Origin of the sequence: Streptomyces murinus (assembly GCF_002154555.1) — a bacterium.
In the GTDB taxonomy this organism is placed as follows: domain Bacteria; phylum Actinomycetota; class Actinomycetes; order Streptomycetales; family Streptomycetaceae; genus Streptomyces; species Streptomyces murinus.
The window spans coordinates 1-10,939 of record NZ_MUNF01000376.1 but is presented as its reverse complement, the minus strand read 5'-3'; the positions used below and the strand labels follow the sequence as shown (position 1 = coordinate 10,939).

Genomic DNA, 10,939 nt, shown 5'->3' with positions numbered 1-10,939 from the left:
GTGGTACGGCGCCGCGCCCCCGCCCCCGGCGCCGTACCACTACGGCAAACCCTTCGCGATCATGTACATCCCCCGGCTCGGTTTCACGTGGAACAAGCCCGTCCTCGAAGGCACCGGCCGGGATGTGCTCGCGAAGGGGCTCGCGCACTACAGCGGCACCGCCCGGCTCGGCCAGGTGGGCAATTTCGCGGTGGCCGGGCACCGGCGCACCTACGGCGATCCGCTCAAGGACTTCCCCAGGCTGCGGCCCGGTGACGCGGTGGTGCTCACCGACGGAACCACCTGGTTCACGTATCGGATCGACAAAGGGCCCTACAAAACCGTCCCGACCGACATCGGCGTCATCGACCCTGTGCCACGGAAGTCCGGTTACTCGCGTCCGGGCCGCTATCTGACGCTGACCACGTGCGATCCCGAATGGGGCCACAGTCACCGGCTGATCGTCTGGGCGCATCTGGACTCCACCCAGCCTGTGGAGTCAGGCGAACCGGACGCGCTGCGCCGCTAGTCTGGTGACGTACGGCGTGTGTCTGGTGCCGTAGGGACACGGAAGGGACGGCAAGGACGGCATGTACGGCTGGTTCTGGCGGCATCTGCCGGGAAACGTATGGGTGAAGTTGCTGGTCTCCGTCGTGCTGGCCCTGGCGGTGGTCTACGTCCTGTTCCAGTACGTCTTCCCGTGGGCCGAGCCACTGCTGCCCTTCAACGATGTGACGGTGGACAACCAGTGAGTGCGCGCATTCTCGTCGTGGACAACTACGACAGCTTCGTCTTCAACCTCGTCCAGTACCTGTATCAGCTGGGTGCCGAGTGCGAGGTGCTGCGCAACGACGAGGTGTCGACCGCGCACGCACAGGACGGGTTCGACGGCGTCCTGCTCTCGCCCGGCCCCGGCACCCCCGAGCAGGCCGGCGTCTGCGTGGAGATGGTCCGCCACTGCGCGGCCACCGGCGTGCCGGTCTTCGGCGTGTGCCTGGGCATGCAGTCGATGCAGGTGGCGTACGGCGGCGTGGTGGACCGGGCGCCCGAGCTGCTGCACGGCAAGACCTCTCCGGTCGAGCACGAGGGCAAGGGCGTCTTCGCCGGGCTGCCCTCCCCCTTCATCGCCACCCGCTACCACTCCCTGGCCGCCGAGCCCGCGACGGTCCCGGCCGAGCTTGAGGTCACGGCCCGTACGCACGACGGCATCATCATGGGCCTGCGCCACCGTGAACTGCCCGTCGAGGGTGTGCAGTTCCACCCGGAGTCGGTGCTGACCGAGCACGGCCACCGGATGCTGGCCAACTGGCTGGCGGAGTGCGGCGATCAGGGTGCCGTGGCGAGGTCGGCGGGGCTCGCCCCGGTGGTGGGCAGGGCCACGGCGTGACCGCCCTGCGCCCCGAGCGCGAGGACTTGTACGGCGGCGGGGAACCGTACGAGTCCCACGGCGGTGCGCCCTACGAAGCTCCCTTCGACGCGGAGACGATGGCCCTGCGGGTCGCCGATCCGGCGTCCGCGGGGCCCACAGGGGCCTCTGGGGCCCCAGCGGCCCCCTCTGGCCCTGGACCTGCTCCTGGTGGCCGTGCGGCCCGCAGAAGGGCAGCCAAGCGGCGCGGCGGGCGCCGTGGCGGGCAGGGGGCCCCGGCGGTCTCGGCCGCGGCCCCCGGTGTGTCCGCCGGCGCGCCCGCCGCGCCGCCCTCCCCCACCTGGGCGGAGGACGATCCGGACCGTCCGCTGACCCGGGTCGAGGCCCGGCGGCGGGCGCGGCTGGCCAAGCCGGGACCCGGGGTGATCGCGAGCCGGGCGATCGGCGAGGTGTTCATCACCACCGGTGTGCTGATGCTGCTGTTCGTCACCTACCAGCTGTGGTGGACCAACGTCCGCGCGCACGCCCAGGCCGGCAGCGAGGCCCATCAGCTCCAGGACGCCTGGGCGAACGGCAAGCGCAACCCGGGGGTCTTCGCGCCCGGACAGGGCTTCGCCATCCTGCACATCCCCAAGCTGGACGTGGTGGCGCCGATCGCGGAGGGCGTCAGTACCACCAGGGTCCTCGACAAGGGCATGGTCGGGCACTACGGCGAGGCGCCGCTGAAGACCGCGATGCCGGACGCCAAGACCGGTAACTTCGGGCTCGCGGCGCACCGCAACACCCACGGCGAGCCGTTCCGTTACATCAACAAGCTCACCCCCGGCGACCCCGTGGTGGTCGAGACCCAGGACACGTACTACGTCTACAAGGTGACGTCGACACTCCCGGTCACCTCGCCGTCCAACACCAGCGTGCTGGACCCGATCCCGAGGGGCTCGGGCTTCACCAAGCCCGGCCGCTACATCACCCTGACCACCTGTACACCGGAGTTCACCAGCAAGTACCGGCTGATCGTCTGGGGCAAGATGGTCGAGGTACGCCCCCGCAGCAAGGGCAAGCCGGACGCGCTCATCGAGTAAGGGCTAGGAACCACTGTGGCAGCGACCGCCGACGAGACCGAAGAACACACGGACGCGCCCGAGCCGGAGTCCGCCGAGCGGCGCCGGCGTCCGGGCAGGATCGCCGGGGCCGTCAGCGTCTTCGGGGAACTGCTCATCACCGTGGGCGTGTTGCTCGGCCTCTTCGTCGTCTACTCGCTCTGGTGGACGAATGTGCTGGCGGACCGCAAGGCCGACAAGCAGGCCGACAAGGTGCGCGAGCACTGGGCGCAGAGCACGGACCCGGGGCCCGGCGCGCTGGACACCAAGGACGGCATCGGCTTCCTGCACGTGCCCGCGATGAAGAACGGCTCGGTCCTGGTCGAGAAGGGCACCACCACCGACGTCCTCAACAACGGTGTCGCCGGCTACTACACCGACCCGGTCAAGGCGATGCTCCCGATGACCGGCGAGAAGGGGAACTTCACCCTGGCCGCCCACCGCGACGGCCACGGCGCGAAGTTCCACAACATCGACAAGCTCCAGAAGGGCGACCCGATCGTCTTCGAGACCCGGGACGACTGGTACGTCTACAAGGTCTCCTCGATCCTCCCGGAGACCTCGAAGTACGACGTCGGTGTCGTCGACGCGGTCCCCAAGGAGTCGGGCTGGAAGAAGCCCGGCCACTACATCACGCTGACCACCTGCACCCCCGTCTACACCTCCCGCTACCGCTACATCGTGTGGGGCGAACTGGTCCGGGTGCAGAAGGTCGACAGCAAGCGGACGCTCCCGCCGGAACTGCGCTGAGCGTTCCCCGGGAACGCGAGTGGGCCCCTGCCGGGAGATTCCGGCAGGGGCCCACTCGCTTGTACGACCGTGTCAGCCGTCGACCTTGTACGACCGTGTCAGCCGTCGACACCACCGAAGATGTTGGTGCTGCCGTCGCCACCGTTGTTGCCGGGGTTCGCCCCGCCGATGGTGGTCACGTCGATGGCCTGGCCCTGGTTGACCGGGGTGCCGGGGGCCGGGTTCGAGTTGATGACCAGCGCGTTGTCGTCGTTCGCGCCCGTGACGTTGCCCAGCGACAGGCCCGCCTGGGCGAGCATCTGCTTCACCTGGCCGAGCTTCTTGCCCTGGATGCCCGGGACCTGGACCTGGCCGCTCTGCGCCTTGCCCACGTTGACCGCGATCGGCGTGTTCTTGGCGACCTGCTGGCCGGCCGGCGGGTTGATCGACAGGACCTTGCCGTCGTCGTCCGGGTTGTCGGTCGGCTGGTCGTTGCAGGTCGGCACCAGGCCCATGCCCTGGAGCTCGGCCTTGGCGTCGTCACAGGACTTGCCGATGACATCGCCCGGGATGGTCACCTTCTCCTCCGCCTTGGCGACGGTGAGGGTGATCGTGGTGCCCTTCTGCCGGCTGCTGCCGCCCGGCGGGTCCTGCGCGGTGACCACGCCCGGAGGCTGGGTCGACACCACGTCCTTGCGCTCGACGTCGGTGAAGCCCTTCTCCTTGAGCTGGGTCTGCGCCTGGTCGAACTGGATGCCGCGGACGTCCGGCACGGTCACCTTGGGGGCGCCCGTGGAGATCACCAGGCCGACGGTGGTGTTCTTGTCGACCTTCGTGCCCTTCGCCGGATCCTGCGAGCACACCAGGCCCTTGGGCTGGTCCTCGCAGGCCTTGCGGCCGGAGACGGTGACCTTCAGATCGACGTTCGAGGCGGTCTCGCGGGCGTCCTTCTCGGACAGGCCGACGAAGTTGGGCACCGAGGGCTTGTCGTTCACGCCGTGCCCGCTGAACGCGTACTTGCCGATCAGGATGGCGCCGATCAGCACCAGGACACCGGCGACGATCAGCAGGATCGTGGAGGTGTTCGACTTCTTCGGCTGCTGGCGGCGCCGGTCGGGGCGGTCGTCGTAGCCGAAGCCGCCGTCGTCCCCGTTCATCGGCGGGAGCATGGCCGTGGCGGCTGCGGGCGACTCCGGGCGCAGCGCGGTGGTCGCCTGGTCGTCGCCGTAGCCGGCGTAACCGACCGCGCCCATCGCGGCGGTGGCGCCGACCGGCTGGCCGTCCAGGCACGCCTCGATGTCGGCCCGCATCTCGTCGGCCGACTGGTAGCGGTAGTCCGGGTCCTTGACCAGCGCCTTGAGGACGATCGCGTCCATCTCGGGGGTGATCTCGGGGTCGAAGACCGAGGGTGCCTGCGGTTCCTCGCGGACGTGCTGGTAGGCCACGGCCACCGGGGAGTCGCCGACGAAGGGCGGCCGTACGGTCAGCAGCTCGTAGAGGAGGCAGCCCGTGGAGTACAGGTCGGAGCGGGCGTCGACCTGCTCGCCCTTGGCCTGCTCGGGGGAGAGGTACTGGGCCGTGCCGATGACCGCCGCGGTCTGCGTCATCGTCATGCCGGAGTCGCCCATCGCACGGGCGATGCCGAAGTCCATGACCTTGACCTGACCGCCCCGGGTCAGCATGACGTTGGCCGGCTTGATGTCGCGGTGGACGATGCCGTTGCGATGGGCGTACTCGAGGCCCTGGAGGATGCCGATGGTCATCTCCATGGCGCGCTCCGGCAGCAGCTTGCGGCCGGAGTGCAGCAGCTCACGCAGGGTGGAACCGTCGACGTACTCCATCACGATGTACGGGATGGAGACCCCGTCGATGTAGTCCTCACCCGTGTCGTAGACCGCGACGATCGCGGGATGGTTGAGCGAGGCGGCCGACTGGGCCTCCCGGCGGAACCGGGCCTGGAAGGACGGGTCGCGCGCGAGGTCGACGCGCAGCGTCTTCACCGCCACCGTGCGGCCGAGCCGGGTGTCATGCGCGAGGTGGACCTCCGCCATGCCACCACGGCCGAGCACGTGGCCCAGCTCGTACCGGCCGCCGAGGCGACGCGGCTCTTCCATAGCTACCTACCAGCCCTCTCCGTCGGTCCCGGCCGTCACATCGCTGTGCGCCGAGGCTGCCGTCCGGGCCTACGGTACCCGGCTCCCTTTGTATGACCTGGCCAAGCCCGGATCCCGATATCGGACCGGTATCGCAATGTGCGTCCTTGTGAAGCTGATGTGATGGCCGTCACTTCTTGGAGTTGATGACCGCCTCCATCACGCTCTTCGCGATCGGCGCGGCCAGGCCGCCGCCGGAGATGTCGTCACGGTTGGCGTGCTCGTCCTCGACGACCACGGCCACGGCCACCGGGGAGCTGCCGTCGGGGAGCTTGGCGTAGGAGATGAACCAGGCGTACGGGTTGGCGCTGTTGGCCACACCGTGCTGCGCGGTACCGGTCTTGCCGCCGACCTTGACGTTGGGGATCCGGGCGTTGGTACCGGTGCCCTTCTCGACCACGGTCTCCATCATCGACTGAAGGAGCTGCGCGTTCTGCGGGGACAGCGGCCGGCTCATCTCCTCCGGCTTGGTCTTCTCCACCGGGTCGAGGTTGGAAGCCTCCAACTCGTCCACCATGTACGGCTTCATCAGCTTGCCGTCATTGGCGACCGCCGAGGCGACCATGGCCATCTGGAGCGGGGTCGCGGCGGTGTTGTACTGGCCGATCGAGGACAGCGCGGTCTGCGAGGCGTTCATGTTGTCCGAGAACACCGAGGCGTTGGAGCGGACCGGGGTGAACTGCTGCGCGTCGAAGCCGAACTTCTTCGCCTCCGCCAGCATCTTGGCGTTGCCGAGGTCGGCGCCGATCTTGCCGAAGACGGTGTTGCAGGAGTACTGGAGCGCGACCCGCATCGGGGCGTCCTTGCAGGGCAGGTTGCCCTCGTTGGGCAGCGGGGTCGTGGTGCCCGGCATGATGTACGGCAGCGGCGAGTTGGTCCGCTGGTCGGGCGAGGTGTACAGGCCGTTCTCCAGCGCCGCCGCCGCGGTGACCACCTTGAAGGTGGAGCCCGGCGGGTAGGTCTCGCGCAGCGCCCGGTTGAGCATCGGATCGGCCGGGTTGTTCTCCTTCAGGAGCTTGTTCCGGGCCTTGGCGTCGTCGTCGGTGTTCCCCGCGAAGCTGGAGGGGTCGTACGAGGGGTACGAGGCCAGCGCCAGGATCTTGCCGGTGGCCGGGTCGAGCGCGGCGACCGCGCCCTTGCCGCCGACGGCCTTCAGACCGTTGTACGCGGCCTTCTGCGCGGCGCCGTTGAGCGTGGTGACGACATTGCCGCCCTGCTTCGGCTTGCCCGTGATCATGTCCAGGGTGTTGCGGAAGAAGAGCCGGTCGTCATTGCCGGTCAGGATGCCGTCGTCCAGGTTCTCCAGCTGGGTGCCGCCGAAGGCCTGGGAGGAGAAGCCGGTCACCGGGGCCCACATGGGCCCGTTCTTGTACGTGCGCTTGTACTTGAAGTCGCCGTGCTTGACCTCGACCGAGCCGGTCACCGGGTTGCCGTCCACGATGATGTCGCCGCGCGGCGCGGCGTAGCGCTCGATGGAGACCCGCCGGTTGAGCGGGTCGGTGCGCAGGCTGTCGGCCTTGACGTACTGGAGGTAGTTGTCGCGGACGAGCAGGGCCAGCACGAGCAGGCCGCAGAAGATCGCGATCCGGCGCAGGGGCTTGTTCATGACGGGCGGACCACCTGGGTCATCTCGGCGTCGGGGTTGGCTGCGGGGGCGGGTGCCGGGCGGCGGGCGGTGTCGCTGATGCGGATCAGGACGCCGATGAGCGCCCAGTTGGCGATCACGGACGAACCGCCGTACGCGAGGAACGGCATGGTCATACCGGTCAGCGGGATGAGGCCCATCACACCGCCGGCCACCACGAAGACCTGGAGCGCGAAGGCACCCGAGAGGCCGATGGCGAGCAGCTTGCCGAACGGGTCGCGGGCGGCGAGGGCGGTGCGCACGCCGCGTTCCGCGATCAGGCCGTAGATCAGCAGGATCGCCATGAGGCCGGCCAGGCCCAGCTCCTCGCCGAAGGTGGCGAGGATGAAGTCCGAGTTGGCGGCGAACTTGATCAGCTCGGAGTGGCCCTGGCCCCAGCCGGTGCCGAGGGTGCCGCCGGAGCCGAAGGCCCACAGGGCCTGCATGGCCTGCTCGGAGTGGCCGCCGACACCCTGCTGGGAGAGCTTGTACTCCTTCAGCGGGTCGAGCCAGGCCTGCACACGCATCTTCACGTGCGGCTCGAAGCTCGCCACGCCGACGGCGCCGACCGCGGACATCAGCAGACCGAAGACGATCCAACTGGTCCGCTCGGTGGCGACGTACAGCATGATCACGAACATGCCGAAGAACAGCAGCGACGTACCGAGGTCGGTCTCGAAGACCAGGATCAGGATGGACATCGCCCAGACCACGAGGATCGGACCGAGGTCGCGACCGCGCGGCAGGTAGAGGCCCATGACACGGCGGCTGGCGAGGGCCAGCGCGTCGCGCTTCACCATCAGATAGCCGGCGAAGAAGATGGCCAGCACGATCTTGGCGAACTCACCTGGCTGGATGGTGAAACCGCCGACGGAGATCCAGATCTTGGCGCCGTAGACGTTCAGACCGAGGCCCGGGACCAGCGGGAGCAGCAGCAGGAGCAGCGCGCACATCATGGAGATGTACGTGTAGCGCTGGAACGTGCGGTGGTCCTTGAGGAAGTACAGCACCGCCACGAACAGGGCGATGCCCATCGCCGTGTACATGAGCTGGTTGGTCGCCTTGCCGCCCGCGACATGGATCTGCTGGAGCGCCTTGGACTGGTCCAGGCGCCAGATGCAGACCAGGCCGAGCCCGTTGAGCAGGGTGGACAGTGGCAGCAGCAGCGGGTCGGCGTACGGGGCGAACTTCCGTACGACGAGATGGGCCACGCCGGCCAGCAGGCCGAGGCCCAGGCCATAGCTCAGCAGCCCCGCCGGGACCTGGTTGTCGATGGCCAGGCCCACGTTGGCGTAGGCGAACACCGGGATCAGCACCGCGAAGACCAGCAGGGCCAGCTCGGTGTTGCGGCGGCTCGGCGCGCCGATCGCGCCGATGGTGGACGTGTGGTGCGTCGGCGAGTTAGTCGTACTGCTCATCGTGTGACAGGGCCTCTCACGGCTTGCCTACTGCTTACCGCACAGCGAGACGACCTTCTGCTCATCCTCCGAGAGGGTGGGGCCGGGGCTGGGGGTCGCGGACGGGGTCGTGGACGGAGACTTCGAGGATCCCGGCGTGTCCGTGGAGGGGGACGCCTTCGGGTTCGTGGTCGCGGTCGTCCGGGTGAAGGAGGCGGTGCTCATGGTGCCGGTGGCGCCCGCGTCGGACTTGGTGCCGCTGGTCTTGCCCGTGTGCGGCTTGCCCGGCTGGGTGCGCTCGGCGTCCTGGCGCTCCGTCTCCTTCTTGCAGGCGGAGGCCTGCACGGCCAGTTCCTGGATCTTCGACTGGGCGTCCTTGAGGCCGCCCTCGGCGATCGTGGCCTTGACCTGCTTCTGCTGGTACGACGGCAGGTACTTGAGTTCGATCTCCGGGTGGTCCTGCTGCATCGTCGACAGCGACACCCAGGCCAGGTCCTGGCTGATCCCGCGGTACAGCGCGACATGCTCCTCGCTGGTGCCGACGTAGTACTGCGTCTGCGTCCAGCGGTAGCCGCCGTAGAGACCGCCGCCGATGACCGCGAGGGCGAGGGCGCTGTACAGCGACGCCTTCAGCCATCTGCGGCCCTTGCGCTTGGTGAAGTCGCCGTCGGCGTAGTCGTCGAAGCTGCCCGCCGGGACGTAGCCGGTGCTGTCGCCGGAGCCGGGCGGGCCGAACTCGCCGCCGCCGTGGCCCTGGCGGCCCAGGTGGGAGGCGCGGCCGGCCGGGGTCTGCATGATCCCGTTGTCGTGCAGATGACTCTGGTTCTCGGCGACCGCGCCGACCACGACCGGCTGGTCGGACAGCTGGCCCGCGAGCGTGTCGCCGGTGTCCAGATCGAGGACGTCGGCCACGATGACGGTGATGTTGTCCGGGCCGCCGCCGCGCAGCGCGAGCTGGATCAGCTCCTGCACGGTCTCCTGCGGGCCCTGGTAGCTGGCGAGGGTCTCCTCCATCGTCTGGTGGGAGACGACGCCGGACAGGCCGTCGGAGCAGATCAGGTACCGGTCGCCGGCGCGGACCTCGCGGATGGACAGATCGGGCTCGACGTTGTCACCGCTGCCGAGGGCACGCATCAGCAGCGAGCGCTGCGGATGGGTGGTGGCCTCCTCCTCGGTGATCCGGCCCTCGTCCACGAGCCGCTGCACCCAGGTGTGGTCCTGGGTGATCTGGGTGAGCACCCCGTCGCGCAGCAGATAGGCGCGCGAGTCGCCGACGTGCACCATGCCGAGCCGCTGCCCGGTCCACAGCAGCGCGGTCAGCGTGGTGCCCATGCCTTCGAGCTGGGGGTCCTCCTCGACCATGGAGCGCAGCTGGTCGTTGGCGCGCCGCACGGCCACGCCGAGAGAGGTGAGGATGTCGGAGCCGGGCACGTCGTCGTCGAGCGTGACCAGGGTGGAGATCACCTCGGAGGAGGCGACCTCGCCGGCCGCCTGGCCGCCCATGCCGTCGGCGATCGCGAGCAGGCGGGGGCCGGCGTAACCGGAGTCCTCGTTGCCCTCGCGGATCATGCCCTTGTGCGAACCGGCGGCAAAGCGCAGTGACAGACTCATGCGCACCTCGCCCGTCGGCTCCGAATGCAGCCGGTCGTGTCGAGCCACACTGCCCACCCTCCGGTCGGGAGCGCGCCGGGGACCGGAAGGCGGTCCGCCGCCGCGTGCTCGCTCCGTTCGCGCTCACTCATGATGTAGCACTACTTCCGCAGCTCGATGACGGTCTTGCCGATGCGGATCGGCGCGCCCAGCGAGATCGGCGTGGGGGTCGTCAGCCGGGACCGGTCCAGGTAGGTGCCGTTGGTCGACCCCAGGTCCTCGACGATCCACTGGCCGTCGCGGTCGGGGTAGATCCTGGCATGACGGCTGGAGGCGTAGTCGTCGTCCAGCACGATCGTGGAGTCGTGCGCCCGGCCCAGGGTGATGGTCTGGCCCTGGAGCGCGACGGTGGTGCCGGTGAGTGTGCCTTCGGTCACGACCAGCTTGCTGGGGGCGTTGCGCCCGCGCCGGCCGCCGCCACCGCCCTGCTGGCCGCGCTGCTGCGGGGGCGCGGCCTGCTGCTGCCTGGCGGCCTGGCGGCCGCTCGGGGGCTGGGCCCGCCCGGCCTCCCTACGCGATCCGCGCTGGGTGACGCGCGTACCGAACAGGTCGCTGCGGATGACCTGCACGGCCACGATCACGAACAGCCACAGTACGGCCAGGAAACCCAGCCGCATGACCGTGAGGGTCAGCTCTGACATTGCCCCCGCTTCACCCTTCGGCTTGCCTATAGATAACGGTGGTGCTGCCCACGACGATCCGCGAGCCGTCGCGGAGCGTAGCGCGGGTGGTGTGCTGCCCGTCCACCACGATGCCGTTGGTGGAGCCGAGATCCTGGATCGTCGAGGGCGTTCCGGTCCGGATCTCGCAGTGCCGGCGGGAGACGCCGGGATCGTCGATCCGCACGTCGGCCTCGGTGCTGCGGCCCAGCACCAGGGTCGCGCGGGAGATCTGGTGGCGGGTGCCGTTGATCTCGATCCAGTAGCGGGTGCGTCCGCCGC

The 10,939-nt window shown here is 69.2% G+C and carries 10 protein-coding genes and 1 pseudogene; 5 read left to right on the top strand and 6 right to left on the bottom strand.

Annotation, left to right across the window (positions count from 1 at the left end):
• From CCN72_RS22770 to CCN72_RS22750, 5 genes are all read left to right on the top strand, one after another.
• Positions 1 to 508, top strand: a 508-nt coding sequence (locus CCN72_RS22770) for a class E sortase (RefSeq protein ID WP_086809122.1), incomplete at its 5' end; no start/stop codon positions are given.
• A 61-nt stretch (positions 509 to 569) separates the two neighbouring features.
• Entirely contained in the window at positions 570 to 731 is a 162-nt protein-coding gene (locus CCN72_RS22765; RefSeq protein WP_037650331.1) for a hypothetical protein, read from the top strand.
• Positions 728 to 1,366 (top strand): aminodeoxychorismate/anthranilate synthase component II, encoded by a 639-nt coding sequence (locus CCN72_RS22760; protein WP_086809121.1) that lies wholly within the window; start codon positions 728 to 730, stop codon positions 1,364 to 1,366. Before CCN72_RS22765 ends, CCN72_RS22760 begins: the two co-directional genes overlap by 4 nt.
• On the top strand, positions 1,363 to 2,427 hold the full coding sequence (locus tag CCN72_RS22755; protein WP_425276165.1) for a class E sortase: 1,065 nt from the start codon (positions 1,363 to 1,365) through the stop codon (positions 2,425 to 2,427). The genes CCN72_RS22760 and CCN72_RS22755 overlap by 4 nt, the downstream gene beginning before the upstream one ends.
• Before the next feature lie 15 nt (positions 2,428 to 2,442).
• On the top strand, positions 2,443 to 3,195 hold the full coding sequence (locus tag CCN72_RS22750; RefSeq protein WP_086809120.1) for a class E sortase: 753 nt from the start codon (positions 2,443 to 2,445) through the stop codon (positions 3,193 to 3,195).
• Between the two features lie 98 nt (positions 3,196 to 3,293).
• On the opposite strand, the gene pknB is transcribed toward CCN72_RS22750, so the two are convergent.
• The 6 genes and pseudogenes from pknB to fhaA form a co-directional block, all read right to left on the bottom strand.
• Positions 3,294 to 5,288, bottom strand: a complete 1,995-nt coding sequence (gene pknB, locus CCN72_RS22745) for a Stk1 family PASTA domain-containing Ser/Thr kinase (protein ID WP_086809119.1) — start codon at positions 5,286 to 5,288, stop codon at positions 3,294 to 3,296.
• A 169-nt stretch (positions 5,289 to 5,457) separates the two neighbouring features.
• Entirely contained in the window at positions 5,458 to 6,933 is a 1,476-nt protein-coding gene (locus tag CCN72_RS22735) for a peptidoglycan D,D-transpeptidase FtsI family protein (RefSeq protein WP_086809118.1), read from the bottom strand.
• The gene (locus CCN72_RS22730) at positions 6,930 to 8,369 is read right to left on the bottom strand and encodes an FtsW/RodA/SpoVE family cell cycle protein (protein WP_086809117.1); all 1,440 of its coding nucleotides are present in this window, start codon (positions 8,367 to 8,369) and stop codon (positions 6,930 to 6,932) included. Before CCN72_RS22730 ends, CCN72_RS22735 begins: the two co-directional genes overlap by 4 nt.
• A gap of 27 nt (positions 8,370 to 8,396) precedes the next feature.
• Positions 8,397 to 9,959 carry a Stp1/IreP family PP2C-type Ser/Thr phosphatase gene (locus CCN72_RS22725; protein WP_202442548.1) on the bottom strand — a complete coding sequence of 521 codons (1,563 nt, stop codon included), beginning with the start codon at positions 9,957 to 9,959 and terminating at the stop codon, positions 8,397 to 8,399.
• Between the two features lie 140 nt (positions 9,960 to 10,099).
• Positions 10,100 to 10,639, bottom strand: a complete 540-nt coding sequence (locus CCN72_RS22720; protein WP_085565651.1) for an FHA domain-containing protein FhaB/FipA — start codon at positions 10,637 to 10,639, stop codon at positions 10,100 to 10,102.
• 10 nt (positions 10,640 to 10,649) lie between these two features.
• Positions 10,650 to 10,939, bottom strand: a pseudogene (gene fhaA, locus CCN72_RS22715) (antibiotic biosynthesis regulator FhaA); the annotation flags it as partial.